This is a genomic window from Shewanella sp. BC20, assembly GCF_003129585.1.
In the GTDB taxonomy this organism is placed as follows: domain Bacteria; phylum Pseudomonadota; class Gammaproteobacteria; order Enterobacterales; family Shewanellaceae; genus Shewanella; species Shewanella seohaensis.
This window is the reverse complement of record NZ_NHRI01000002.1, coordinates 288,251-312,429: the sequence shown is the minus strand read 5'-3', so window position 1 is coordinate 312,429 and position 24,179 is coordinate 288,251. Positions and strand designations below refer to the sequence as shown.

The 24,179-nt window shown below is 47.2% G+C and carries 28 protein-coding genes, 1 tRNA gene and 1 pseudogene; 6 read left to right on the top strand and 24 right to left on the bottom strand.

The features are described 5' to 3' along the window. Window positions 1-7: 7 nt before the first annotated feature. From CBX96_RS03940 to CBX96_RS03900, 10 genes are all read right to left on the bottom strand, one after another. A complete protein-coding gene (locus tag CBX96_RS03940) occupies window positions 8-337 on the bottom strand; it encodes a phage tail assembly protein (protein ID WP_109285765.1) in 330 nt (109 codons plus the stop codon). 137 nt (window positions 338-474) lie between these two features. Continuing rightward, on the bottom strand, window positions 475-990 hold the full coding sequence (locus tag CBX96_RS03935) for a phage major tail tube protein (protein WP_109285764.1): 516 nt from the start codon (window positions 988-990) through the stop codon (window positions 475-477). A 9-nt stretch (window positions 991-999) separates the two neighbouring features. Beyond that, entirely contained in the window at window positions 1,000-2,169 is a 1,170-nt protein-coding gene (locus CBX96_RS03930; protein ID WP_109285763.1) for a phage tail sheath protein, read from the bottom strand. A 116-nt stretch (window positions 2,170-2,285) separates the two neighbouring features. Beyond that, on the bottom strand, window positions 2,286-2,459 hold the full coding sequence (locus tag CBX96_RS21530) for a hypothetical protein (protein WP_181382132.1): 174 nt from the start codon (window positions 2,457-2,459) through the stop codon (window positions 2,286-2,288). A 9-nt stretch (window positions 2,460-2,468) separates the two neighbouring features. Continuing rightward, window positions 2,469-2,738 (bottom strand): hypothetical protein, encoded by a 270-nt coding sequence (locus CBX96_RS03925; RefSeq protein WP_109285762.1) that lies wholly within the window; start codon window positions 2,736-2,738, stop codon window positions 2,469-2,471. Beyond that, window positions 2,739-3,563 (bottom strand): phage tail protein, encoded by an 825-nt coding sequence (locus CBX96_RS03920; RefSeq protein WP_109285761.1) that lies wholly within the window; start codon window positions 3,561-3,563, stop codon window positions 2,739-2,741. After that, window positions 3,560-4,186 (bottom strand): phage tail protein I, encoded by a 627-nt coding sequence (locus CBX96_RS03915; RefSeq protein WP_109285760.1) that lies wholly within the window; start codon window positions 4,184-4,186, stop codon window positions 3,560-3,562. Before CBX96_RS03915 ends, CBX96_RS03920 begins: the two co-directional genes overlap by 4 nt. Next, a complete protein-coding gene (locus CBX96_RS03910; protein ID WP_109285759.1) occupies window positions 4,179-5,108 on the bottom strand; it encodes a baseplate J/gp47 family protein in 930 nt (309 codons plus the stop codon). Before CBX96_RS03910 ends, CBX96_RS03915 begins: the two co-directional genes overlap by 8 nt. Further along, window positions 5,101-5,457 carry a GPW/gp25 family protein gene (locus CBX96_RS03905; protein ID WP_109285758.1) on the bottom strand — a complete coding sequence of 119 codons (357 nt, stop codon included), beginning with the start codon at window positions 5,455-5,457 and terminating at the stop codon, window positions 5,101-5,103. The genes CBX96_RS03910 and CBX96_RS03905 overlap by 8 nt, the downstream gene beginning before the upstream one ends. Further along, window positions 5,454-6,062: a phage baseplate assembly protein V gene (locus tag CBX96_RS03900; protein ID WP_109285757.1), complete on the bottom strand. Its 609-nt coding sequence runs from the start codon at window positions 6,060-6,062 to the stop codon at window positions 5,454-5,456. The genes CBX96_RS03905 and CBX96_RS03900 overlap by 4 nt, the downstream gene beginning before the upstream one ends. Before the next feature lie 174 nt (window positions 6,063-6,236). On the opposite strand from CBX96_RS03900, the gene CBX96_RS03895 reads away from it, so the two are divergent. The 3 genes from CBX96_RS03895 (at window position 6,237) to CBX96_RS03885 (ending at window position 9,806) form a co-directional block, all read left to right on the top strand. Continuing rightward, window positions 6,237-6,710, top strand: coding sequence for a GIY-YIG nuclease family protein (locus CBX96_RS03895; protein ID WP_109285756.1), 474 nt, complete (start codon window positions 6,237-6,239; stop codon window positions 6,708-6,710). A 412-nt stretch (window positions 6,711-7,122) separates the two neighbouring features. Further along, window positions 7,123-8,940: an AAA family ATPase gene (locus tag CBX96_RS03890; protein WP_181382131.1), complete on the top strand. Its 1,818-nt coding sequence runs from the start codon at window positions 7,123-7,125 to the stop codon at window positions 8,938-8,940. Window positions 8,941-9,137: 197 nt separating this feature from the next. Then, the gene (locus tag CBX96_RS03885) at window positions 9,138-9,806 is read left to right on the top strand and encodes a hypothetical protein (protein ID WP_109285754.1); all 669 of its coding nucleotides are present in this window, start codon (window positions 9,138-9,140) and stop codon (window positions 9,804-9,806) included. A gap of 160 nt (window positions 9,807-9,966) precedes the next feature. On the opposite strand, the gene CBX96_RS03880 is transcribed toward CBX96_RS03885, so the two are convergent. The 12 genes and pseudogenes from CBX96_RS03880 to CBX96_RS03830 form a co-directional block, all read right to left on the bottom strand. Next, on the bottom strand, window positions 9,967-10,431 hold the full coding sequence (locus CBX96_RS03880; protein ID WP_109285753.1) for a phage virion morphogenesis protein: 465 nt from the start codon (window positions 10,429-10,431) through the stop codon (window positions 9,967-9,969). Then, window positions 10,413-10,886: a phage tail protein gene (locus CBX96_RS03875; RefSeq protein ID WP_109285752.1), complete on the bottom strand. Its 474-nt coding sequence runs from the start codon at window positions 10,884-10,886 to the stop codon at window positions 10,413-10,415. The genes CBX96_RS03880 and CBX96_RS03875 overlap by 19 nt, the downstream gene beginning before the upstream one ends. Further along, window positions 10,879-11,103, bottom strand: a pseudogene (lysC, locus tag CBX96_RS21740) (Rz1-like lysis system protein LysC); the annotation flags it as partial. The gene CBX96_RS03875 and the pseudogene lysC, both read right to left, overlap by 8 nt. After that, window positions 11,006-11,473, bottom strand: a complete 468-nt coding sequence (gene lysB / locus CBX96_RS03870; RefSeq protein ID WP_109285751.1) for an Rz-like lysis system protein LysB — start codon at window positions 11,471-11,473, stop codon at window positions 11,006-11,008. The pseudogene lysC and the gene lysB, both read right to left, overlap by 98 nt. Continuing rightward, the gene (locus CBX96_RS03865; protein WP_109285750.1) at window positions 11,457-12,284 is read right to left on the bottom strand and encodes an N-acetylmuramidase family protein; all 828 of its coding nucleotides are present in this window, start codon (window positions 12,282-12,284) and stop codon (window positions 11,457-11,459) included. The genes lysB and CBX96_RS03865 overlap by 17 nt, the downstream gene beginning before the upstream one ends. A 10-nt stretch (window positions 12,285-12,294) precedes the next feature. Next, window positions 12,295-12,597, bottom strand: coding sequence for a phage holin family protein (locus CBX96_RS03860; RefSeq protein ID WP_109285749.1), 303 nt, complete (start codon window positions 12,595-12,597; stop codon window positions 12,295-12,297). Then, complete coding sequence (locus CBX96_RS03855) at window positions 12,594-12,971, bottom strand: putative holin (protein WP_109285748.1); 378 nt, start codon at window positions 12,969-12,971, stop codon at window positions 12,594-12,596. Before CBX96_RS03855 ends, CBX96_RS03860 begins: the two co-directional genes overlap by 4 nt. A 2-nt stretch (window positions 12,972-12,973) precedes the next feature. Beyond that, window positions 12,974-13,192, bottom strand: a complete 219-nt coding sequence (locus CBX96_RS03850; protein ID WP_109285747.1) for a tail protein X — start codon at window positions 13,190-13,192, stop codon at window positions 12,974-12,976. Further along, on the bottom strand, window positions 13,192-13,653 hold the full coding sequence (locus CBX96_RS03845) for a head completion/stabilization protein (protein WP_109285746.1): 462 nt from the start codon (window positions 13,651-13,653) through the stop codon (window positions 13,192-13,194). Before CBX96_RS03845 ends, CBX96_RS03850 begins: the two co-directional genes overlap by 1 nt. 100 nt (window positions 13,654-13,753) lie before the next feature. Beyond that, the gene (gene gpM / locus CBX96_RS03840) at window positions 13,754-14,455 is read right to left on the bottom strand and encodes a phage terminase small subunit (protein ID WP_109285745.1); all 702 of its coding nucleotides are present in this window, start codon (window positions 14,453-14,455) and stop codon (window positions 13,754-13,756) included. 2 nt (window positions 14,456-14,457) lie between these two features. Beyond that, the gene (locus CBX96_RS03835) at window positions 14,458-15,462 is read right to left on the bottom strand and encodes a phage major capsid protein, P2 family (protein WP_109285744.1); all 1,005 of its coding nucleotides are present in this window, start codon (window positions 15,460-15,462) and stop codon (window positions 14,458-14,460) included. A gap of 9 nt (window positions 15,463-15,471) precedes the next feature. Continuing rightward, complete coding sequence (locus CBX96_RS03830; RefSeq protein ID WP_109285743.1) at window positions 15,472-16,281, bottom strand: GPO family capsid scaffolding protein; 810 nt, start codon at window positions 16,279-16,281, stop codon at window positions 15,472-15,474. Between the two features lie 152 nt (window positions 16,282-16,433). On the opposite strand from CBX96_RS03830, the gene CBX96_RS03825 reads away from it, so the two are divergent. After that, on the top strand, window positions 16,434-18,191 hold the full coding sequence (locus CBX96_RS03825) for a terminase ATPase subunit family protein (protein ID WP_109285742.1): 1,758 nt from the start codon (window positions 16,434-16,436) through the stop codon (window positions 18,189-18,191). After that, the gene (locus CBX96_RS03820; RefSeq protein ID WP_219930407.1) at window positions 18,191-19,234 is read left to right on the top strand and encodes a phage portal protein; all 1,044 of its coding nucleotides are present in this window, start codon (window positions 18,191-18,193) and stop codon (window positions 19,232-19,234) included. The genes CBX96_RS03825 and CBX96_RS03820 overlap by 1 nt, the downstream gene beginning before the upstream one ends. 789 nt (window positions 19,235-20,023) lie before the next feature. On the opposite strand, the gene CBX96_RS03815 is transcribed toward CBX96_RS03820, so the two are convergent. Next, window positions 20,024-20,100, bottom strand: a tRNA-Pro gene (locus tag CBX96_RS03815). 365 nt (window positions 20,101-20,465) lie between these two features. Between CBX96_RS03815 and CBX96_RS03810 the strand changes: the two genes are divergently transcribed. Next, a complete protein-coding gene (locus CBX96_RS03810) occupies window positions 20,466-22,646 on the top strand; it encodes a diguanylate cyclase (protein ID WP_109285740.1) in 2,181 nt (726 codons plus the stop codon). Here the strand turns inward: CBX96_RS03810 and CBX96_RS03805 are convergent. Continuing rightward, window positions 22,643-24,109, bottom strand: coding sequence for a carboxylesterase (locus CBX96_RS03805; RefSeq protein WP_109285739.1), 1,467 nt, complete (start codon window positions 24,107-24,109; stop codon window positions 22,643-22,645). The two genes, CBX96_RS03810 and CBX96_RS03805, sit on opposite strands and share 4 nt — an antisense overlap. Between the last annotated feature and the right edge of the window lie 70 nt (window positions 24,110-24,179).

Here is a 24,179-nt window from a genome sequence, read left to right as displayed (position 1 = left end):
ACATCATCTATGCACTCAGGGAGGCCTGAACATCGCTCTCGCTCTGACTGTCCAGCTGCAGCTTCTTCGGTACCAAAAAATTACTAATCTCTCCGCCAATTTGAACTAAGTCGGCAGGGTCCATATTGAGTACTTCATCTTTAGTGATCATTGGCGAACTGATGCGCGGGAGCACAGTTGAAATGGCGTTAACATCAAGGTTGAGCAAATCTGATAGCGATAAGCCGCGCAGTTCGCCGGCTTTAGGCTTGCGTAAGGTGACTTCGGTAACGGACTCTTTACCGCGGCTGATAGCTTGATCGAGTGTGACTTTTTTATGAGTGATAGTGACTGACATAGTTAGACCCTCTGTTATGGTCAGGATGACCTGTAGCGGCTAGAGGGCAGGATGCCCAGCGCCGCCTAATTTTAAAAAATGCCCGCATACGGCTATGTATTGCGGGCTTAGGTTGGTATTAACGCGTTAAGCCCGAGTTATAAGCCGATGGCTTTACGGTGCTCGGCCATCATGTCGACGCCGTTGATTAGCTCAATGCCGTTAACGGTATCGACTTCGACCAGCACTTCGCCGCCTGCGGTTTCTTTGTAGTAAGTACAGGTCATGGTGGCTTTGGTCTGGCTGTTGTCGCCCGTTTTGTACGTGCCACGGTCGAGCTCTTTGTAACGGCCACGGCAAACGATTTCGACCGACTCAATTTCGCCTGTATCATCGCGCTGGAATGAACCGGCAAAGCGCAACATCACACCATCGATTTTGCTGGCCGACATTTGCTTAACTAACTTGGCCTCGTAACCGCCAAGGGTGAACTCAACGCCTAAAGCGTCATCGTCTAGCCCCATATCGATATCTGCTGCACCTGGCATGCCGCCGCCACGGTATTTTTCAAACTTGCGGCTGAGTTTGGCTGGGGTAAACTCTTCCGCCACACCGATCCAGTTTTCACCGTCACCGAATAGGTTGAGGTGCTTGAGTTTTCTTGGTAACGCCATGGGTTATCCTTAGGCCGCTGCTACTGCGGCCGCGAAGTCGACCAAATAGCGGTCGGTGATTTTTTGACGGAAGGTTAAGTCTTCCAGCGGTGGCACTGGGGTGTAGTCGTAATCGATATACAACTTGCCCGCCTTGATGGTGCTAACGTCGTTAACGTCTTCGCTGTACCATGCTTGGCCATCGACGATATAGCCAAGGCCTTTTAGCTCGCGGAACTTGGCGTTAATGCCTTCGATGATGTCCTTAACTAGCGTTGGGGTTAGCGGTTTATCCACTGCCCACATATGCGCATCGGCAATGGTGTCCGCTAGCACTTGCGCGGTGCGGGTGTAGTTTTCAAACTGGAATAATGGATCTTCCGAACAGGTACGCGAGCCCCAAAAGCGGAAACCTGATTGATTAATCAGGGTGGTAATCTCGTTACTGTTGAGGTAGCCGGCATCGGTTGATGGATCCTGTAAATCCCAGTACACGGGTTTGCTTAAACCGGTAACACCGCTAACGGTGACGTTGGACAGGGTTTTGTGCCAGCCGACTTCTTTATCGATACGGGCGCGCAGGCCAAGGGCGCGAGCGGTCGCTGCCGCGTTGACATTTGCGGCCGCAACGGTATCAAAGGCCACAAATTCAGGCCAAATGACCATGACTTCACGATCGCCAAAGTTTTCGCGATAGGCAACGGCTTCTTCTTTGGTGGCGCAGCCATAGGCGCTGACATAGGTAAAGGCACGCAGCTTTTTAGCGATAGCCGCCAGTTCGGTGGCAACGGGTAAGGAGTCTAATCCTGGCACTCCAATAATGCGCGGCTTAACGCCCAATAAAGACTGTGCAGCCAGCAGCGCCTTCAGGCCGGTGTATTGCCCTTGCGGGGTTACCGTACCGATGATGTTGGCCGTTGTAGTGGTTTCATCGGCGCCCTGCTCAACACGCACCACAACGGTGAGCGTATTGACTTGATCAGCAATGGCTTTAAGCGTGGTCTTTAACGTGCCTTGGGTGCCCGCTTTACCAATCGCTTGCATCACATTGGTGAGCAATACTGGGGTGTTTAGCGGGAACAGTGTTGCATCGGCATCGCTGGCGGTGCAGACAGTGCCGATGACGGAAGTTGATACTGTACGAATGGTGCGGGTGCCATCATTGACTTCAATGACGCGAACCCCATGGTGATAATCCATAATAAACTCCGGTGCTGTGGGTTTTGCAAAACTAAGCAGGGCTAGCTTGCAGAGCACACCGGAGCGGTGCTAGCGGTTTGAGTGGTAAGAGTCGCGTATTGACCTAAAAACTCACTTTATTCGGTCGCGGTTGTGGGCGGTGTAAATGAGGATGATGTACTGTCGTACTCATCACCATCATTTACAGGTAAGTCGGGACTAATGCGAATATAATCGCTTCGATTGACTTCTCCACTGAGCTGATAAATACCAATCACCTTGCCATCTTTAATGTGCGCATAACGATACATAAAGCCTCCTTAAATAAATTCAATGACTTCCCAATAAACCGTGGCAGTTGCACCGCCACCATTGCCACCAGTAACAACGGTGACGTGCGATGCATCCGCCAAATATGCGGCACCTGACGCCACTGAACCGGTTGCCCCTGAAGTAAATCTAAATCCCGAATTCACCATGGTTTTTTCTGGTACAACGGGAGCGATTTCAATATTGCCTGTTGTTGATGTATAGCCTCGCTGAATCGATTTAATCCCACCGCCAAGCAGCGCATTTTTCATGTTAATCATTTAAATCTCCCATTCTTCACCGTTGAATGTGGCAGTTATGGCACAGTTGATGTTGTAAAGCGCTTGGGTTGCGGTTTGTTCATTACAAATGATGTTGCAATCCGCGGTTAATATCGGGGTCGCCGCATGTAACTTACTGAGCATGACTTGCACGCCAGCCGTGAGTTGCGCAGACGGTGGCAACAGATACTCATTGTTATCTCGAAGTAGATAACAACCCCATGGCTGCAACTGTGCCTCGGCGTCTGTCGCAGGATTACGCCATTGGTAGCCATTTGCTGTTTTTACTAATAGCTGGTTCGGGGTACCACCATCGAGTGCGGCAACAGGCATATATGGCAATTTCTTGCAGTACTCGATAACGTAATTATGGGTAGCCAACACCACGGTTGGGTCAATTTTTAACGTGACATTGGCATCAGCACCAATGGCTAAATAGGTGCGGATGGGCAGCTCGGTGGCGGCACCATCGGCAGGCACCGTCTTATAACTTGGTGGTAGCTTAGTAACGGCAAATAAGCGGCCGTCACTTAAAAACCAGCCCACTTCGCGAGCCGTAAAACCACCTACTTCTACCGGTACCACACCTTCAATGTAATAAGATGCGGGATTGTCTGGATTAACAATTAGCTGGTTTACTGCCCCTCGATACAGCTCATTGACCAGTGTTTCACTCGCTTTGAGGAACGTAATATCTGGGTTGTACTCTGCACCACCGCCATCGCCTACCGCAAATTGGGTGATGCTAATGGGTTGGCCAAGCGCAGTGGCGTTTGCCAGTGCGGCTGCACCTATGTTGGTTAAGATTGTGTAATACTGGCTCACTGTGCGTTCTCCACTGTGATGATATTGGCGATTAAATTACCAGCACTCACATACGCACAACCATTGGATGTTAACTCGCTGAGTGTGTAATAGCTGATGGTGGCAATACTGGCGCTCATCGATGCGCAAGATATTGTGCTGGCCCCGTTTGAACTGGCCACGGTTCGAATAGCGTGGTGGATAACGCCGCGCTTTGAATTTGCAATGGCCGAACTGATCATCAACAGAGTATTTAAATCAATGCCAGCATCTGACACTAAGGCATCGATTTGCACTGTTCCAGGTTGTTGACTACCGCCCTGTTCCCACCACTCAAGGATCTTGGTGTTAATGCCGAGGCTGTTAAGTGCCCGCTGCACTGCATAAGGTGTGCCTTTGAAACGATGAATATCAAACGCATCGTTTACCACCTGGCGTTTCACGCTTTCGGACCAGTTGTTATCCCATTGGTCAACGGAGTTCGCCCAGGCTAACCAAGGTAATAGCGCTAATGGGCAGCGAAACGGGTCCCACAGGTCAGCAATTGACAAGGGCAAATCCAGCGAGCTTGCGATCACTTGTTCAATATCGCGCTCAAGCTGAGAAGCATTAGGTGGCAGTAATGATGGGACCGAATTATTCACCTAGACCCCCAATCGATACATTAACGCTGGTGCAATAGGCCGCTTGATGCTCAAGTACTGTGATATCCGCGGATGGGCTAATCAGATTGACGTTGTTGACGCCACTTTGGTGCAACGCTTTATATATTCCAGAACGGGTAATATCAGCCCCTAAACCGCGCTGTTCTGTTTGGTAGAGCGCTAACGCTTGATTAGCAGCGGCTAACACCACTTGAGGATCAGGCCCCGGCAGTATCTGCAATTGAGCCTCTACGTTATAGCTAATGATTTCTGCCGATTGAATGGTGACTCTATCGCCCTGCGGCCGTACTTTTGACGGTGTATTGGACTGGGATAAACCATCGGCACTGATACCAAAGACGTCACGCACCTTGATAAGTAGCTCATTGCTGACTGTGCCATCACCCTCGATTGACAGAATGGTGACTACCATTTCACAGGGAGCTGGACTCACGGCTTTGGCATCAGCCACGCGACCATCGGCGCCCAACGCAAAAAAGATATAACCGTCGATACTGCCCGCCGTATTTAAGCCATCAAACGCCATTTGCACTCGGCGTTTAAAGGATTGTTCATCTTCTAAAATTTCGGGGATGGGCGGTACTGCAGTTGGATCCCCTGCTTGAATAACTAATGGCGCGAGGTTGTAACGCGAGCCGAGTGCAATCAGGTCATTGCCCGTTGATGAGGCTAAAATATTACCGCGAGTGGCATCATTAATTTGCGCAACCAAGTGCATTTCACGGTAGGCAAATACCTGCAGTAATTTGGTAATAGGGTCAGACTCTAACGCCACCACAGCTTCATAGCTGGGGTCGATATCAATCAGTAACTGTTTAAGCTTGGCATAGCGCTGCTCAAAGCTCAGCGGCTGGATAATGTCAGGCACAGGGACTTTAGATAAGTCGATTAACTCAGCCATAGATGACCTCGAATGATTGGGCGCGTTGAGTGTCAATGCGGTCGGTCACTAAGTTGAATTGCACCTTGCCGTTGATGTCGCCACTGATAATTTCAATCTCAGTAATGCGAATACGCGGCTCCCAACGGGTTAGTGCGATAACTGCCGCCGCCATAAGCTGCAGCTTTACCGCTGCGCTTTGGGGTTGGTCGATTAGTTCAAAAATGGCGCTGCCGTAGTCGCGGCGCATCACACGCGAACCCAATGGCGTGGTTAAAATATCCTGGATACTTTGGCTGATATGCTGTGACTCGCTAATGCTTTGGCCGGTAAAGCAATTCATTCCTAGCCATTTTTCATTGGCGCTCATTGTGGGCCACCTGAAACGCCAGGGCCCGTATCGACACCGCCATGTTTATGAGTGCCAAAATTAATTCCGTCGATAGTGACACCACCGGCGTTTGTCATTTTGCCGTTATGGTCAATTGCGCCTGTGACCTTAGCGCCTAGTTCTACGGTGAGCTTTTTCTTAACCAGCACATTGCCCGTAAACTCCGAATTTGGGCAATCGATAGTCACCCTAACGCTCGCTTGTACGTTGGCGGTTTTGATACCCGTCACCTTAAGCTCGCTAATATCTGGGTCGTACTCAATTACCGCACCATCTGGATAAACGGTGCGTTCACGATTGTTGTTATCGTCTGGCTCTGGGTTTTCATCGCTATAAAGCGCAGGAAGAATGTAGGCGTTGGTAAGGTCGCCGCTAAGCGATAGCAGCATGACTTGCTCGCCTACTGTTGGGCGCCAACTGGTTTTGGCTGTGCCGGCACGACGGGTAAAAAAGGGGCGAAACTGGGTAAGTAACTCACCGGTTTTTACGCGGCACAAATTTCCCTTTACTTCGGCAACGGTGCCAATACGTAAAAGGTTATCGATACGGCGTGTAAGTTCGGCAATCGCGGCGGTCGTGTTCATGCGGCTATGGTTGCCAGTTGTCTGGCTAGCCGCTAGCGGTTTGGGTGGTATGTGGGAAGTTATAGCGCAAGAGGTAAGATATAGCTTTTCTGATTTTTTAGTTGCAACAATATTTTAGATGTATCAATTTAGGTGGTATCGAATGGATCTGATTTTATTTGACATGGAACCTTTATGAAATCACGAATTATTTATGATTTGAATGACTTCTATCAAGATCGTCATGGATGGGTTTACTTTCTTATAAGTGAAGATATGCGTTATATGAAAATTGGTAAAACAAACGCAGAACTTCAAGCAAGAGTTAGGGCCGCAAACTCAAGAGGAAACAAACAGTTTCGTCTACTACTTGCCTATAACAATGCTAATTTAGAAAGAAAGTTTTTACATTTTTTCGAGAGTTACCGTGCAAGATATAACTGGCATGAGCCAAGCTCTCGTCAAAGTAGCCTGACATTCGCTGAACTTTGGAAAGTCGCAACAGACCATATCCGACGTAAACATGGCTGCTATAAAAAGCGTTATGTGTTATGGGCAATTCATCAGCATGCTCAAATCACAAGAGAAGAGCTTTGTAAGATACCACCTAAAAAAATTGCTCCAAAACTAAGAGTGATGATCGAAGCTGAACTAAGCATAATTAGTTAAAACATATACATTATTTAGTCAAAACATAGGTTAAGACTCTGTTGGAGACATTATCTTCCTTAAGGAAAATTCATCAAATTCAAATATGGATTGGTATTTATCTTTTTGTTTTCTGTAACTGGGTGTTCGTATACCAGTACAGCAAACAATTACTCAGAAAGCTCAGATGTTGGTGGCACACTAGGCTGGACTTCACTTCTAGAAGAAGTAGCTAAAGGTCATATATCTAAGTCTTTAGATGTCTTGATGTTTTTCACTAAATAGGTACATTATAAAAATCTGTTTCTTGCTCTCTGAGTCGCAAACATATGGACTGCCTCACTTCAAACCGTTAATAGCAGCCGTATTCGTGCCTCTAAGCATGCTGTGATGAAGTTACAACAAGCCTTTTACAAATTCAGTCAGGATGAATATGCAAGTAAAAATCAAGCAACCTCATAAATCAATTTCGTCAATGATGGAATTCGAACTTCCATTTTTTACTGTATTAACTGGTGAGAATGGCAGCGGTAAAACGCACCTATTTGAGGCTATTAACAATAGCAGAGCAAATGAAGTCATTGTTGAAGGGAAAGTACTAAAATCTATCAGATACATTCCTTTCGGAGGGTTAAATCCAACAATCGAACAGCAATGTGAATCTGGACAAGTTTTACAACTAATTAAGTATCTCTGGCAAGATATATACGAAGCACAACAAAGATGTAATGCGAATTATGACCGCTCTATAGAGGCCGAAACAATCGAAAAAGACCCAGTTTATAGACTTATGTCAAACTCTAGACATAAAGCCTCTTTGCTTTCGATATTCAGCCAGACCGGTATTATGCCATCAAAACTGACAGAAGATATTGTTGCTGAAAAAACCAGCATGATGGATGTTTCAGAGAACAATATCCTCAATACCCAATTAGCTCTAATTTTTAAAGCATATCATATAAGACATGTAGACAATTTGCTAAATAAAGTCTATCAGGATTCTAAAATCCCTGACGCAGGACCATATTTATCACCTGAAGAATTCGAACGGGAATATGGGGAGCCTCCTTGGGTGTTAGTTAATTCAATTTTAGAGAAGTTAAAACTCCCATATAAAGTTAACAACCCAATGGGAACAAAAAGAGACTCAACTTTTAACTTCAAACTTATACATAATAAATCTTGTGTTGAGATAAACACAAATGACCTGTCTACCGGAGAAAAGACTTTAATGTCTTTAGCGTTAGCTATTTATAACTCGAATGGGAAAGGTGAACGTGCGGAACTATTAATATTAGATGAGCCTGATGCTCCACTGCATCCTTCAATGTCAAAGATAATGCTAGAAATAATTGAGGAGGAAATTGTCAAAAAGCATGGCATACCGGTCCTTCTGTCAACACACTCTCCAGCAACTGTTGCATATACTCCTGCCAATGCTCTTTATAAAATAACACTTAATGATAAAAGGCCACAACAATGCAATTTGGAAGATTCCATGAAAATTCTTACTTATGGGATACCTAACTTCCGTGTTTCAACTGAGTCAAGACGGCAAGTATTCGTGGAGCATAGTAATGATGTGACGTTTTATGAGTCACTATTCGATATAATATCGAGAAAAGTTGAATTTACGACTGTGCCACAATTTTTGCCTCCTCATACTCTAAATGGTTCAAACTGCGAAGCTGTAATTGAAATTACTCGAAAACTAAGAAACTTGGGAAATCGTCAAGTTTATGGCTTGATTGATTGGGATCTTAAAAATACTCCTGAAGATCAGATCATTATTCTAGGAGGAGGGAAGCGTTATGCGATAGAAAACTATATTTTTGAACCCCATTTTATAGGCTTATACTTGATACATAAGAAATTTGCTTCTCCTGAAGAACTAGGGTTAAAAGGGTGTTCTTCTTATTTTGAAGCGTCACAACTAATCGCAAGCTCAAACGTACATCTTCAAACCCTAACTGACACAGTGGAAAGTAAAATTAGCTGGAAAACCGATGAAGTAAAAGTGAACAGCATCCTTGTTGGAGGATGGAGCCTGAATATTCGTAGAGATTTTTATACTACACAAGGTCATGAACTTGAAGAAATGTATAAAGCAACTTGGAAAAAATTAAATAAGGTGCGAGAAAATAATGCTAGTGACGCAACATTAAAGAAAGATATCATCATTACCGTAATGAATGACTTTCCTGAGCTAATTTCACAAGATTTAGCTGATACAATTAAAAAGTTTGAATAAACCAATAACAAATTAGCAACAAGCGCTCCCCCCAAAAAATGGCTAAGCTCAGCGTTTTTGCATAGACTCGCTTGGACAACAAAACTTCACGGCGATATAGATTTGGTGCTTCGCAAAGTTTAAATTAATCGCCTCTACGTTTTGCTTCTTATGTTGGGCGTTAGGTAATAAAACTTACACGAATTAGGAGATTAGTATTGTTAAAAAAAGAAACTTCCCGAGGTCAACAAGTTGTTGACCTTGTAAAGTCTGACTCAATCGTAAGCTTAGGGAAAGAATACTTAGAAATCGGTATAGATGCAGCATTGGATTCTGGAGCTTTAAAAGACATACCATTAGTTAGTACTGTTGTTGGAATATGTAGTAGTTATGGGACAGTAAAAAATCAAATTTTCGCTACTAAATTAATTAAGTTTCTCAACCAACTCTCAGAAATCCCTCAATACGAAAGGATGATAATGATTCAGAAACTAAACGAAGACGATAAATTTGCGGGAAAAACTGGCACAACTTTGATTGAAATTATTGACCGAATGGAAAGTGAAGTTAAGCCAGAACTAGCAGCAAAGTGTTTTTCGGCTTACGCACAAGAAATCATCACTTACAACGAATTGCGACATATGCTCCATGCCGTTGAGCGAGTGCCTGCTTTTGAAATTAATGGGTTAGCTAAATTTGCCATAGCGACAATAGGTACATATCGGCAATTCGATCAATCAACGTTGCTTGCCTATGTTAATGCAGGTTTAGGTATGAACAATGGAGGCTTAGATGGCGGTGCTATTTTGCCAACAGATCTTTGTCGTCTATTCGTGAATAGCGGCGTTCTTTCACTTAATGGAATAACCATAGTTCAAGATTCCTAATCCCGAAAATGGAACATATGTCTGGTATATTGAGTGCTGGAAAAGCTAAAATGTGCAAGCTATTAAATATATTATATTTTTTTGAAGCCATTCTCTTTTAGCTGATGTTCCAACTCACTTTTGTCCCGATAATGTTCGAGAAATTAGTTGGTGGTAGGGTTCAGTGCATAAGCGCTAAATGCCTAACAATGGCTTCTTCTATCATGTCCTGATCATCACGGGTAAACCCCAACAGTTCACGCTGCGGATATTGAACCGATATCCGCTCGTTGATCCTGCCCCTTAGTCCGTATTGATGCTCGGTTGCTACGCGGGAAATAAACCCAGTAAAGCCCACGCTGGCCGCTTGGGATGAATATTCAGGCTTTAGGTATTTTTGCCTGATGATCTTCTGGAACATCAGTTTTCGTTTAATAGCTCCGATACGTTTTGCCCATGCTGGCTGAGGTTTTCGCGCCTCAAATGCCGAGCCATCTGGCGCGATATTTTGCTTTATCCGCTGTGCTTGAGTGGCGCGTAGTCGCCTTGCAATATCGCGACTGAGTTGCTTGCGTGCTGCAGGGGATAACTGCTGTATGAGTCCGTCAAACAGTTCATTTAGACGGGTTAAATCGTCGGTGGCCATGGCACTTCAATTCCATTGGTGTAAAGCGTCCAATCGATCGCTTCATCATTGAATACCGGCTCAGGTAAGTGAGTCACTTCAAGCTGCATCCCTTCACCCGCTACGACCTTAACTCGCTCCGTAAGGGCTAGCACTATCTCAATATCAGCCGTGGAGTGATTAATGATTTCAGCCTTGAATTTAAAGCCTGACTCGCGTTTATCTGGGTTAAATAACAGCTCCGGCTGCTGCGTGGCCAGCCAGCCTAAAATCGGCACAATCAGCGTATCTGCATGGGCGGCATAGTCGGTCACCACTAAGACGCAGTTAAATTGATATTCAAAGCTGAGGTTTTGCCCCGCACCGGTGGCGATGATGTTGCCGTTCTCAATGAATACGTGCAAGCAGTCGGGGTTACGCTGCAAATGCGGCACTTGTTTGGATAGCAACTCGCGCAGTTGCGCTGGCTTATTCATGGCGTTGACCTTCTGTCTGCAAGGCGTTGGCTTTAGCTTTCTGTTTATTTTGGCAGTCGATAATCATATCGATTTGTGCGGCGCACTCATGCCATGCGGCTTCACAGGTATCGAGCTCACTACTGATCCCCTGATTGCTGATGGGGTTGCTCGCGGGTAACTGGCACGGGATCACGAGTGGACAACCAACGACGGTACTCTGCACTGCCACTAATGGCGGGGCGCTGGTGCAGCCGGCGAATAGCATCAGGCAACTGAGCATCAGCCCACGCTTTAACATCGCTAAGTTCACGTTTTAGCTCCTCGATTTTATTTTTCCGATATTGGCTAGTGCTGCTGACAGCGGCGAGTTTGGTACGCAGCTCCGCCTGTGCTTGTTGGTTATCTGCAGCCAGTTGTTTGAGGTCGAAATAGGATTGGGATGTCTGCGTAAGTGACAACACCAAGGCGCCTTGATGCTGTTGCAGCGTGGATAACTGATTGCTTTGATAGCGGATAACCGCCACTAAGCCCAATAAGGTCGCCAGTGCGGCGACCATGATATAAGGCATAATTGGCTGAGCAGCGCGACTAAGCCACGTCCACATGGCCAGTATCCTGCGTGTTTGGGTGTAAAACGGCATTAAACTGCTGGTATGCCCGCGCTAATTTAATGTCGTAGTCATTTTCTTTATAGGCCTGACCATTGTAGCGCTTGGCAAATTCGGCCCACTTACGCGCTTTAAGTGCCTTATGCAAAATAGGGTCTGCTTCGATAAATTTAACTAAGGCATTAAGCTGCTCACCCTCCGAGGTGTCCATGGCCTGCTTAAATGCCTGCGGTGATGGATAGCCCAAGGCTCGCCAATGAAAGCCCATAATCTGAAACATGCCCCAGCTGCAGGCGCAAATCGCCGCCTCTGGATTAAGCTGGTACGCAATAGCAAAGCGTTGATATTCACCACTGCCGCCGGTATAACCGCCGCGGGCTGGGTTGCAAATATTTGGATACTTAGCGGCGAGTTCTGCCGCTGCGGCACCTTGTTCTAATAGCTCGCGATAAAAGACATGACGCTCAAATAAAATGCTTGGCCTGCCGCAGGCGAAAAAGCCAAAGCCGTTTGATTCGACCTCGGCCACGCTGGCCATGGCGGCAAACAAGACGCCAAGTCGTTTAGCCGCTTCGATAAGCTGGGTGGTTTGAATAAACTTGCTGCGGCTTTCGCCGGCGAGTAATGCCAGCGTTCTTACCCCTGCGTAGCCGGTGCGAGGTAAGTCGTGTTTATCTTGAAATTGCTCGATAGCCTTTTGGGTTGCATCGCCAAACCAGCCATCGACAACTAATGATGCGCCAGCGGCATTAAGCTTTAGCTGTAAGTCGCGCACTGCAGTGCCATTACTGCCTTTTCGTAGGCTCATGTCAGTTCCCTCATTGAAGTTTTAATGTTTGACGCCGTTCGCGCTTTTCTGGCTTTGGCGCCAATTTCAGTAAGCTGGCCACATTGCCCCGCGCCTGAAAGATAGCTATGCAAAGGATGGCTTTTAAAAACACCTCCGCATAACTGGGTGTAGAGGTCACACCATAGAGGGTGAGGATGCCCTCAGCCCCTGCCGCGACGGTGATGAGATAGGCGCAAATACTGATAAAGATTCGATGCCGCCCTGTTCGTACAAACAACGCCAGGCGCAACACAATCAAACTGCAAATAATGGCATTGATGATCAGCATCATTTTCCCCTAAGCCCACGCAGGGCATTGAGCCAACTCTCTGGGTTGTTGGTGAGTTTCATCAGGTATTGCAGCATGCGAACAACACACGCCGATGAGATAAGCGCGGCCATTCCCATGTTGACCTGCAGTGAATCTGGCAGCACTGCGCTGAGCGCGTTCGCTGCCCAATTTGCGCACAGTACGCCGCCTAAAAACGACACCACAAATAGCCCCACCCGCTGTAAATTGCCTGAGGTATCGTTGGTGATAATAAACAACACTGCCCCAGTAAAAGCGCCAATCATCACCGCGGGTTCGGCTCCTGGGACTAATGTCAGAATGCTGGCAGTCGCCACTGCCGATGTTGCTGAAGTTGCTGAAATAGGCTCGCTCATCATTAATCCCATAGTTGAATAAAATTAGGCTTGGTGGGTGTCACTGCCTGCACAGGTAATTGCACCACGGTGCCATTAGGTAAAACGGGCCCAAGTGCTGCTAAGTGCGGATTGCTATCGAGTACTTGCTCTGTGATCTCCCCCGTGGCGCCAAGGTAGCGATAACAAATCTTATCGACGGTATCGCCCTCTATACTGCGCACTGCCTGATAGCTGCTCATTAAATGAGTTCCACCGTGACATGGCTTTCGCCCAAGATGTCGCGGATAGCAAAACGCGCATCGCGGCGCAGATCGGTAATACTGTCGGTGAGTTCTTCACCCGCCTTTAACCCTTTGGCCGTGCTATCAAAATCGCTGTAACGCTCAATAAGATTGGCTTTGGAGAGGCAGTACACCGCCCGTAAATACAATTGCAAATAGATGCTCTGGCCATTGATTTGCTCGGCAGGCACTTGCACTAGGCTGCCAAACCCCAAGAGTTGATTTCCAATACGCCAATTTTTGAGGTCACCATTGACCTGCAATGCTGCATTGATTACCGCATGCTCAAGCCGTTCATTGGTCACAGTGCCATCGAGGCGCATTGTTTTACGTAGCGCATCCGGCTCAATGCCTGGCCAAAATGGACTGTTGGTAATGGTGCTTGCTGTGGTGCTTGTGGCTGGTGCGATAAAGCTCATACAGACCTGCTTGCGGCTAGGTTGTGCGGTGGGCTGGTGTAAGTAGTGGTATTAACTATCACTACTGGCCAGCGCCGCACGGGTTGCGAGGGTCGCTCGGTTAACCAGCACTGCCTGCCGTTGCCGGCGCGGTGCTTTCGGTTGTTTGTTTGTCGGCGTTCTTTAGCTCTCGAGTGAGTTTCTCGATAAACTTTTTCACGCCCACTTTATCGTTTAATGCCAGCGCCTGTTGGTAGGCATCGAGCGCAGCGTCAAGCCGCCCTTCTGCCTCATAGGCATGCCCAAGTTGACGCAACAACTTAGCGCGGGCTTCGTCGTACATATCGCACTCGGCGGTCAGTTGAAGCGTGGCGTTAAGTTGTTCGCTTTTGACTGGGGTGTCGGTCTCAATCAAACGTGCGGCGGTTTCGGCAATTTCTTCGGCAATGGTGCAAGCCAAATTGCGCTCGAAGCGGTCAGGCATCACTAAGTCATGCTTGAGGGCGTAGGCAGCTAACATTAATGCGCGGTCAATATTGCCGACATCGATATGCCATAACAGCACAGTGACGAACACTTCATCTTGCAGGCCACTATCGCCCGCAATAGTGCCATCGATATAGGCATCGTATTCGGGTAAGAATTGCGATTTTGCCTGTAGCTTACGTGATAGCGCCTGCACAGTTTTTAAGATGCGGCGATGTTCAGTGAGCTGCATGAGCATGAGTTCGTAGGTATTTTCGGAGCGAACCGCTAAGGGGGACTCTGTCCCCCGCGCTGCCGCCAATACGCTATGAAAGCGCTTATGGGCGGGTGATGTCATGATTAGGCCCCCATCTCAATGTTCTCGGCAAACGCTGTGCAGCCATAATCTTCCACTACATAGGCATCGTTTGATGATTCGTAGTTTTCAATTTGATCGCGCTTAGGATTGTCGATCACACTGCGGCGGCGACCGCCTTCTTGCCAGTAAAGACTTAAGTTATCCAAGCGCGTGACCAGCAAGGCGTTAGCAGGGAAATGTGGCACACGCACCGCGCCTAAACCGCCAATGCGTTTTTGGCTGATGATCATGTCAGCGGCCATGGTTTCCGTTGGGGCATTATCTTTGTTGATAATAGGGAAGTACTTATCAGCCAGCAGCTTACGACCACAAATTACAACCAACTCAGTATCGTCTTGGTGCCATGGGTCAATCATGTTGTTAACCATGTCGAACACCAATGCATCGAGGTTGGCGTAATCGGTGCCAATAACAATCTTGCCTGAACCGTCTACCACTTCGGCCATATGGCGCTCTGGAGCAAATTCGCGGATTTTTTGCAGCCAGCCTTTGTTCACATCCTGTAGCAGCGGGTTTGCAGTACGGTTTGAGGTGGCCGCACGGCTAGTGCCGTTAAAGCCGATCATAATGCGGTCGAGTGCCTGTTGTTTCAGAATGGCATCGCGAATGCGCGCCTGAAAGTCCGGGAACTTAGCCCACATATCGATTTTGCTGTAACGCAACGCAGTATCAAAGTTGGTTTGGGTACAGTCGTAGCCATGTGCATCTAAGTTAGCAGGGTCGATAGCTTGACGATCGCCTTGGGTGGTATCCGTAGTACTAGCAATCGTACCTGTGACACCTAAGCCTAACTTTTCACCAGATTTTTCGGTGACCGGCACCACGTTAATCTGGGTTAAAAACTGCGAGCTTTCTTGCATCCGTGTTTCAAGCGTTTGCTGAACGCTTGGGGCAACGGTGAATTTTGTTTCTGCCGTTTCAATGCTGTTTAGCGTCGCGACCTGAGCTAAGTAGCCATTGTAAAGGGTACGAGTGGTATTGCGCATGTTTGCTCCTTAGCAATCGGTTTTTATGTTGTTGTCGCCACCGGTTGCGGGCGAACGTCGTTGGCCTGTTGGCTCTTCTTTTTCGAGCTGCGCTTTAAGCGCATTAAATTGGCTGCTGAGCTCGTTGAAGTCGGTTTGCAACTTATTGAAGTCGTTAGCTGATTTATCAAGCTTGGTGGTGAAATCCGCGCCTGTGTCGGCAACTGTTTTGGCAATTTCTTCAACGGCTTGATGCACGTCCGCAAAGTCAGTTTTAGCGTCGGCTTTGCTTTTGCCTAGCAACGCTTTGACTTTGGCGAACAAACCTGGCTCGTCGCTGACATCGTCAAATTCAAGTTCCACTTCAACGGCGGAGGTAAATAGGTTTTCTGGGCGCTGCTTGCGGGATGTAAGCGGGTTGTCTTTGCAGGTTGCAGAGAACGCCAGCATTTCAGTGCCTAATGATGCTGGTGAGTCTGTTACCGCTAGGCCAACTAACCCACATTTGCCCGTTTTGGCAAAGTCAGGATCAATCTCAACACTGGTATAAACCTTTTGGCGGTTCTTGTTCATTGCCACCAGTTCTTCGGTTGGATCAATTTGGGCAAACAGCGTCAGTTTGCCGTCCACTTCTTCGGCCTTTACGGCGGTAACATCACCATAGGCTCTAAAGGGGCTATCAGGTGTCATGCCGCGAATGTGCTCTAGCCAAATTCGGGCGCCATATTTTGCGGTGTTGTAGGTGTCAACGATGTCTTTAATCCACTGGCGCTCAACGACACGGCCGTCTGTCGTATGTCCTTCTGTGAATACGCGGAAAAATTTCGATTTCTTAGCCATTTTGTCGCCCTTAAGGGTTGAATGAGGTCGGTTAACTGCTGCCTGTATGGTCAAGAGCGCGGCTTTTAGTTGCAACGGCTTAGGGCGGTATAAGGAAACCGATACCGCTTAAACAACAGGGTTTTCGGTATTGGCCTATTTACACTGGCGCCATGAAACTGAATCCCGATAACAATCAACGTCAATACGCCAAGAATCTCTTTTGGCAAGGCTGGCACGTCCGCGAGATTAGCCAGCATTTGCAGCTGCCCGAAAGTACCGTATCGAGTTGGAAAAAACGTGATGCGTGGGAAGATGCCAAGCCTATCGACCGCGTGGACAGCGCGCTTGAAATGCGCATGCTGCAGCTCATCTACAAAGAGAATAAAGACGGCAAAGACTTTAAAGAGATTGATTTGCTCGGGCGGCAGCTGGAGCGTATCGCCCGTATTACTCGTTATCACAATGGCGGCAATGAAGCCGACTTAAACCCCAATGTGCATAACCGCAATGCGGGACCGAAAAAGCAGCCGGTGAAGAACTATGTGAGCGAAGAGGATTTGGAAAAGCTGATTGAGGCCTTCCAAAACTCGATGTTTGCCTACCAAAAAGAATGGTACACCGCAGGCCTAACCCAGCGTATTCGCAACATTTTAAAGTCGCGCCAAATTGGGGCCACCTACTATTTTGCCCATGAGGCGATTATTGATGCCCTAGTAACGGGCCGTAACCAAATCTTTTTGTCGGCCAGTAAAGCGCAGGCCCATGTGTTTAAGCAGTACATCATTCAGTTCGTGAAGGATGTGACTGGTATCGAACTCAAGGGCGACCCGATTGTGCTGCACAATGGCGCCATTCTGTACTTTTTGGGGACGAACGCGCGAACAGCGCAGTCTTATCACGGCAACCTGTATTTGGATGAGTACTTCTGGATCCACAAGTTCCAAGAGTTTCGCAAGGTCGCCTCAGGTATGGCCATTCATGCCAAATGGCGCCAAACCTATATATCCACCCCATCATCAATTACCCACGATGCCTATCCGTTTTGGACGGGCGCGCTATTTAACCGTGGCCGACCTAAGGCCGATCGCATTGAGATAGATGTGAGTCATCAAGCATTGGCCAAAGGCCGTAAGTGTGAAGATGGCCAGTGGCGCCAAGTGGTCACGGTTGATGATGCTATCCGCAAGGGCTGTAACTTATTCGACCCCGATACGCTGCACTTAGAGTACAGCCCTGATGAGTATTCAAACCTGCTGATGTGCGAGTTCATCGACGACACTATGTCGGTGTTCCCGATGGTGATGATGCAGCGCTGCATGGTGGACTCGTGGGAAGTGTGGACTGATTACAAACCCTTTGCCCCAAGACCGCTCGCCCACCGTGAAGTGTGGATTGGTTACGACCCGAACAAGGGCGGCAAAGGTGATAGCGCTGGCTGCATTGTGATGTGTCCGCCTGCAGTGCCCGGCGGTAAGTTCCGCGTGATTGAAAAACACCGCTGGAACGGCATGGACTTTGAAGCGCAGGCCAAGGCGATTCAAGATATTTGTGCCAAATACAACGTGACCTTTATCGGTATCGATACCACCGGCCTTGGTGAGGCTGTGTATCAACTGGTTAAGAAGTTCTTCCCGCAGGTTACGCCATTCCAATACAACCCCGTATTGAAAAGCCAAATGGTGATCAAAGCTTATGACGTCATCAGCAAAGGCCGTTTGGAATATGACGCGGGCTGGACTGACCTCGCCCAAGCCTTTATGAGCATCCGCAAAACCTTAACCGCCAACGGCAAACAAGTGACTTATGAGTCCGCTCGCAGTGAAGAAATCAGCCACGCCGACATCGCGTGGGCAGCAATGCACGCACTTTACAATGAGCCATTGGATACCAGCGGCTCGAGTACTTCGACTTTGGAGATTTACGAATAATGGCAAAATATAGGAAGGCTCAAACTATGCCTACTAAACCACAACAGCATAGGCAGCAAGAGCAACGAATTGAGACCTTTACCTTTGGTGAGCCCATGCCAGTGCTAAGCCAACGGGAGATTTTCGACTATCTTGAGGCCATGTCTAACGGCAAGTACTACGAGCCGCCGTTGTCCTTGACTGGCCTAAGTCGGATTTATCGGGCGTCCGTGCACCATGCCAGCGCGATTCAGGTAAAGCGTAATATTCTTAAAAGCTGCTTTATTCCACATCCAAAGCTTAGCCTGTATGAGTTCAGCGCCATTGTTCTCGATTACCTGGTTTTTAATAATGCCTATGTTCAGGTCATTAAGAATCGCTTGGGCGGTGCGTTGAAGTATCAAGCCTCGCCGGCTAAATATACGCGGGTAGGCATTAAACCTAATCAGTATTGGTGGGTGCCTAACTTTCACGAGGAAATGGAGTTTCCTGAATCAACAATCTTTCATCTGAAGGATTATGACGTAGGCCAAGAGGTTTATGGTATTCCAGACTATGTGGCCAGCATGAACTCGACTCTGCTAAACGAGAGTGCGACCCTATTTAGGCGTCGGTACTATGAGAACGGCAGTCACGCTGGCTTTATCATGTATCTCACTGACTCCACCGTAAATGAGCAAGATGTCAAAAGCTTGCGCGAAGCGCTGAAGAATAGCAAAGGCCCGGGTAACTTTCGCAACTTGTTCTTACATGCACCAGGCGGGAATAAGGACGGGATCAAATTAATCCCTGTAGCAGAGGTTGCGGCCAATGATGAGTTCTTGGTGATTAAGAATGTTACCCGCGATGATCAATTAGCAGCGCACCGTACACCACCGCAACTGATGGGTATCATCCCCAACAATACAGGTGGCTTTGGTGATGCAGGTAAAGCTGCTGAGGTATTTGATGCTAACGAGCTGGAATGCATTCGCCAGTCACTACTGTCTATCAATAACTGGGCAGGCGAAGAGATCATCCGGTTTAAGCCTTACCAGCTCGCGGTCTCAACCGAAGCCAAGTAACTATCGCCCCATCCACACCAACCGCCCTCGGGCGGTTTTTTATTGCCTGCCGTTTACCCCCACTTTTAGCCCAGCGCGCGCCGTCAGACCCACGCCACGCCTGCCCGCTTTATCGGATGAAAAAAACGCAATCATTCAATAGATAATCTTAAGGCCGCCTGCAGGAACAAAGCATGAATTAAGCTTCTGAATGAAAACGCAAAACTACGCAAGATCTTACTTCCAATAATGATGGAGTTATCTAGCTGAAGCGCTATGAAGGTATGGGAGTATTCGGAAAAAGGTAACCTTGGTAATCACTAGCAAAATTTATTCATAACACATTGATTAATAATAAATATGCAAATTACCCCATAAAGGTAATCCAAGGTAACCCAAAAGGTAATCTTTTTTTTAATACATTGAAAATATTGAACTAATTCTGATGGCAATATTACTATCTAAAAAGGTAATCTAATTACTCTTTAGTTACTATAAATGTTACCTTTTGAATTCAGAAAAAATGCTATATTTTCATACCATTACAGTAAAAAATTTAAAATAATTACCAAGGTTACCTTTTTCCGAAGCCCCCCCAAACTCTCTATTTATAGTTAAGTAATAAAATCAATTAAGTTCATCAATATGCGCAATTCAAACTGATGAAGTTGCCCTAATCGAATGCTCAATACAGGGTTTAGATAGTTTATTTGGGTATGAGGTTTTGCGAGTATTTTGCGAGTGTTTTGCGAGTAGCGTTTAAAACTAAAAAGCCCCACTTATAAAAGTGAGGCTTTTCAATGAATAATTTGGTCGGTATGAGAGGATTCGAACCTCCGACCCCTGACACCCCATGACAGTGCGCTACCGGGCTGCGCTACATACCGAAAATTTTCGTGCTTAAATAAACTGACTTGGTTAAGCTTAAGCACTTGTTACTTAAGATCCTATCGAGTGGGGTTCACCTTAAGTGACGCAGACTTTATCAAGTGGATTGCATCAACGCAAGTGCTTAGTGAAATGAGTTTGACCAACTGCTTAGTTTCTGGTCTGAATGGTGAGTTTTTACAAGAACCATCGCCTCTTTTGCCCCTAAATGCGGCAGAGAGGCCCAGACTGTGACCTGAGGCGAAACTTAAGTTTTCGCATTCAATATCAAATTAAGAAACATCTGCTAAGCTAGTTATCATTAATCGTTTCAGTGCAATAGATTGCTTTTTAAGCATAAATTTTTGATGAAAAGGAATTATCATTGCGTCTACCTGCTGTGAATAGCGCCCATTTAAAGTTAGCCACCTTCCTCGGCCTACTGGGTTTAGTGCTCAACATCTACCCTATTCCGCTCTTTGCCAACGTCCAGCTTATTTTAGGTAATGCGGCGGTGGTGATAGTGGCCATTCTGCTTGGGCCTTGGTATGCCCTGTTTACCGCCTTATTTACGGCAACGGGCTTGATGTTGGCCTGGTCCAGTGCCCACGTGTATCTGGTCTTTTTGCTCGAAGCGCTGTGGTTAGGGTTTGCTCGGCGCAAAGATGTGCCTATCTTGTATGCCAGCATAGGTTATTGGTTACTGCTCGGCTTGCCATTGATGAGTTTGTACCTGTGGTTAATTACTGGCATGCCGAGTTACCACATCCCCTTCACCACGATAAAACAAGCCTTTAATGGGATTTTTTACACGACTCTCGGCGAGCTTTGCGTGGTGGCACTCCCCAGTTTGTGGCATTTAAAAGATAAGTTAGTGAATCACACTCGTCGCACTATGAGTGCGCAGCTTAGCTATCTGTTTATTTTGATCACCACCATCAGTTTACTGACCTCATCTTTAGTGTTTAACCATTATTTTATGGATAAACAACAGGTGTTAATTAATCGGAATCTCGATGACACTGGCATATCTCTCGGGCATGCCACCGAGAGCTATATCGCGGTCAACACCCGAACCATTGCCAGTGTAGGTAAATTTATCAGTGAGTCTGGCATTCCCTTTGAACAGTGGCAAACCACACTTAGCAGTGTACAAGGACTCACGCAAAGCTTTACCACCATGTTTATTGCCAATGAACGGGGTGAGATAGTCGCGGGTAGCCCAATCGAAAAGTTTCAGCAATTAAAGCAAATGGGAAAAATGTTTACAGTGAAGGATAGGGACTACTTTATCCAATCCTTTAATCACCACAACACCTTTGTGTCGCCAGTATTTGTGGGGCGATTTATTGGCAAAGAAATTATCATTGCCATCAGTGCACCAATTTTCAAAGAAGGCACAAACGACACCGTAGGCATAGTGCAAGGCAGTCTCGACTTAAGTTTTTTCTCGAGTATTGATAAACAAAATCAACACCATGAGACACAATCCATCATCTTATTAGATGAGAAGAAAAATATTGTTTATGCCTCCGAAAGGCTCGGGCTCACCCCATTGGCCCCCTTTAATTTCGTCACCGGCAGCACTGAGTACCGCACGCGATTAAAACTGATGGATATCAATCAGACCGAGGCGGATACCCCTGAGTATATTTACGCTCACCATCAACTGAATAATGGCTGGCATCTGTATGTGGTTGAGCCGTTTGTCCCGCTGCTCACCTTGGCTCAGGAGCAATACACCAAGACCATAGTGCTGCTCTTGCTTAGTATGTTAGGTGCCGTGATTATCGCAAAGGCGATCAGTCGCTTAACCACGACGCCCCTCGCCTTACTCGCACAGCACTTTAGCCAGACCAAAGATGGCAGTTTTAATGAAGAAAAGTTTGAGCATGAGCTGTTAGATAACAGTACCCCTAAAGAAATCTACAGCCTGTACGAGAGCTTAGAGGCTAATCAGCAAGCACTGCTCAGTTATCAACTCGAGTTAGAGGATAAAGTCAAACAGCGCACCATGGACTTGGAAATCGCGAACCGCAAACTCAAAGACATGGCGGAGCGGGATTCACTCACCAATCTGTATAACCGCCGTTATACCGAGAAACAGTTCCTGCATATCCAAGATCTGTGCGAGCGTGGCCAAGATGCGATTGCCGTGGTGCTACTGGATCTCGACTTCTTCAAAAAAGTGAATGATACCTACGGCCACCTTGCCGGCGATGAATGCCTGCGGGTGATGGCGGAAGTATTATCGAGTCACTTTAAGCGCGATGTCGATTTGCTCTGCCGTTATGGTGGTGAAGAGTTCGTGTTGATATTACCTATGTGTAATACCTTGAAAGTTGAGCAACATCTTAATGATTTCCGTGAGAAACTCGCTAGCGTGGTCATTACTAACCCGGCCGATCAAGTAACCTTTAGCGTCACCGTAAGCATAGGCGCCATCATTGCCGATGCAGCCTACAGCTCAACACTCGAAGTCTGGTTAAAGCAGGCCGATGAGAACCTGTATAAGGCTAAGGAGCAAGGGCGCAACTGCGTGGTTTGCACCCTTATCAGTGCTTAGTTCGGCATGTGCGCGGCACGATACTGGTCAATCCGCGTTAGCATGTAGGGGAAAAACGGATTCCATTTTTGGCGTAACATTTCCGAGGCGGGCACGCTATACACCCCACGCTCGCCACGGGATGCAGCCGCGCCAATTTGGATCCTGAGTAATTTTTCATTATTTTTAATGCCATACAGCCCATCATCCTCATCGAATGGCAAGGCCACATGGGACAAGGAATACACGCCCGCAGGCCAGTGCAAGGATAACGACTCCACCTCTGGCTCGCTGTTATCCTGCGGCATAACCCCAAACTCCCGAGCTTGAACCTGCGTCGTCTCGCTGTCTTGATTTTCAATCAAGGTGCCACGGTAATGGATGCTATCTCGGGAAGTCGGTAATAAACTCGACAGCGGATCATTGACCATCAACTTACTGTTAATCACGGTTCGGTTCATATCAAACAGTACTAATTCATGGCCCTTCTCGGGCAGAACTTGGTAAAGCAAGTCCACCACGGCGGCACTTGAAACAGTTGCATCTGCGACGGATTGAAAGGTTAAAATGTCAGGGATCTGCCCACGCTGCGAAGGCGTTAAGCCACTCAATAGGCTCTGATTACGCAGTGCTAATTGGTAAACCACATCACCCGCGTTTACCGCAAAAGAAGTGTATTTAAAGGGATCGTATTCCATTTGAATACTGTTCCACTGCAACTTATCTAAGTCGAGTAAACGGCCAATCCAGCTTTGCCAACGGGCCGCAGCCGCAATCGGAGCAAGCCCAATGGCGGGCGACATAAAAATCATCCCCGCATAATCGGGGGCTTTCTCTTGATTGATGAGCTCAAGTTCATGGTTTAGCGCTACCGCGGCGCCCGTCGAAAAGCCAATCACAAACAGTGGCTTACCTTTAAGCTCTTGTTTCATATGTGCCGTCGCCAAATTCATCGCGGCGGCTAAATCCTGCCAGTACAGGCTCGTCAAACCGCTCGGAATGGTGCCATGACCAGGGAGTCTTAATCCGAGCACATGGGCTTTACCCTTAAAATGTGCCGCCACATTGGACATGGCATAGGGCGAATCCGACATACCATGGAGAAGGAGTACGCCAAAGGGCGCATTGGCCTTGGGCCACTCGAAGGTGCGATTCCAGTTATGGGGCCAACGGGCGGGATCCGACAGGCTATTTTTAACATAACGATTCACGGGCGAAGCATCCGTCGCCGAGACTTTTTTGAGGACTTTATTCTCCACTTCGGCAAATAACTTATCTTCTAAGGCGATGTAATCACTAAATTTGTCTAATTTGGTGTTGTAGCGAAATTCGTTTTTAAGTTCTGTGGTGTGCCAGAGGGAGAGATCGGGTCTGGCATTGAGAAAGTGTATCCCTGTCACCAACAGGGCGACGGCAATCCCCAAACAGGCATAAAATGCCGCGAAAAAAAAATGCTTGGTTGAGCCTATGATGATGGCTTTCATTCTCGTCCCTTGGATCCCATAAAATGCGCAATCAGATTATAAGGTTAGATAAAAAAAAACCTCAACTTTC

Excerpts from the sequence above, each read along its gene's own strand:
- CBX96_RS03940 (WP_109285765.1), bottom strand. The coding sequence starts at position 337 with ATGTCAGTCACTATCACTCATAAAAAAGTCACACTCGATCAAGCTATC.
- CBX96_RS03935 (WP_109285764.1), bottom strand. The coding sequence starts at position 990 with ATGGCGTTACCAAGAAAACTCAAGCACCTCAACCTATTCGGTGACGGT.
- CBX96_RS03930 (WP_109285763.1), bottom strand. The coding sequence starts at position 2,169 with ATGGATTATCACCATGGGGTTCGCGTCATTGAAGTCAATGATGGCACC.
- CBX96_RS21530 (WP_181382132.1), bottom strand. The coding sequence starts at position 2,459 with ATGTATCGTTATGCGCACATTAAAGATGGCAAGGTGATTGGTATTTAT.
- CBX96_RS03925 (WP_109285762.1), bottom strand. The coding sequence starts at position 2,738 with ATGATTAACATGAAAAATGCGCTGCTTGGCGGTGGGATTAAATCGATT.
- CBX96_RS03910 (WP_109285759.1), bottom strand. The coding sequence starts at position 5,108 with ATGGCTGAGTTAATCGACTTATCTAAAGTCCCTGTGCCTGACATTATC.
- CBX96_RS03905 (WP_109285758.1), bottom strand. The coding sequence starts at position 5,457 with ATGAGCGCCAATGAAAAATGGCTAGGAATGAATTGCTTTACCGGCCAA.
- CBX96_RS03900 (WP_109285757.1), bottom strand. The coding sequence starts at position 6,062 with ATGAACACGACCGCCGCGATTGCCGAACTTACACGCCGTATCGATAAC.
- CBX96_RS03895 (WP_109285756.1), top strand. The coding sequence starts at position 6,237 with ATGAAATCACGAATTATTTATGATTTGAATGACTTCTATCAAGATCGT.
- CBX96_RS03890 (WP_181382131.1), top strand. The coding sequence starts at position 7,123 with ATGCAAGTAAAAATCAAGCAACCTCATAAATCAATTTCGTCAATGATG.
- CBX96_RS03880 (WP_109285753.1), bottom strand. The coding sequence starts at position 10,431 with ATGGCCACCGACGATTTAACCCGTCTAAATGAACTGTTTGACGGACTC.
- CBX96_RS03875 (WP_109285752.1), bottom strand. The coding sequence starts at position 10,886 with ATGAATAAGCCAGCGCAACTGCGCGAGTTGCTATCCAAACAAGTGCCG.
- lysB (WP_109285751.1), bottom strand. The coding sequence starts at position 11,473 with ATGTGGACGTGGCTTAGTCGCGCTGCTCAGCCAATTATGCCTTATATC.
- CBX96_RS03865 (WP_109285750.1), bottom strand. The coding sequence starts at position 12,284 with ATGAGCCTACGAAAAGGCAGTAATGGCACTGCAGTGCGCGACTTACAG.
- CBX96_RS03860 (WP_109285749.1), bottom strand. The coding sequence starts at position 12,597 with ATGATGCTGATCATCAATGCCATTATTTGCAGTTTGATTGTGTTGCGC.
- CBX96_RS03855 (WP_109285748.1), bottom strand. The coding sequence starts at position 12,971 with ATGAGCGAGCCTATTTCAGCAACTTCAGCAACATCGGCAGTGGCGACT.
- CBX96_RS03850 (WP_109285747.1), bottom strand. The coding sequence starts at position 13,192 with ATGAGCAGCTATCAGGCAGTGCGCAGTATAGAGGGCGATACCGTCGAT.
- CBX96_RS03845 (WP_109285746.1), bottom strand. The coding sequence starts at position 13,653 with ATGAGCTTTATCGCACCAGCCACAAGCACCACAGCAAGCACCATTACC.
- gpM (WP_109285745.1), bottom strand. The coding sequence starts at position 14,455 with ATGACATCACCCGCCCATAAGCGCTTTCATAGCGTATTGGCGGCAGCG.
- CBX96_RS03835 (WP_109285744.1), bottom strand. The coding sequence starts at position 15,462 with ATGCGCAATACCACTCGTACCCTTTACAATGGCTACTTAGCTCAGGTC.
- CBX96_RS03830 (WP_109285743.1), bottom strand. The coding sequence starts at position 16,281 with ATGGCTAAGAAATCGAAATTTTTCCGCGTATTCACAGAAGGACATACG.
- CBX96_RS03825 (WP_109285742.1), top strand. The coding sequence starts at position 16,434 with ATGAAACTGAATCCCGATAACAATCAACGTCAATACGCCAAGAATCTC.
- CBX96_RS03820 (WP_219930407.1), top strand. The coding sequence starts at position 18,191 with ATGGCAAAATATAGGAAGGCTCAAACTATGCCTACTAAACCACAACAG.
- CBX96_RS03805 (WP_109285739.1), bottom strand. The coding sequence starts at position 24,109 with ATGAAAGCCATCATCATAGGCTCAACCAAGCATTTTTTTTTCGCGGCA.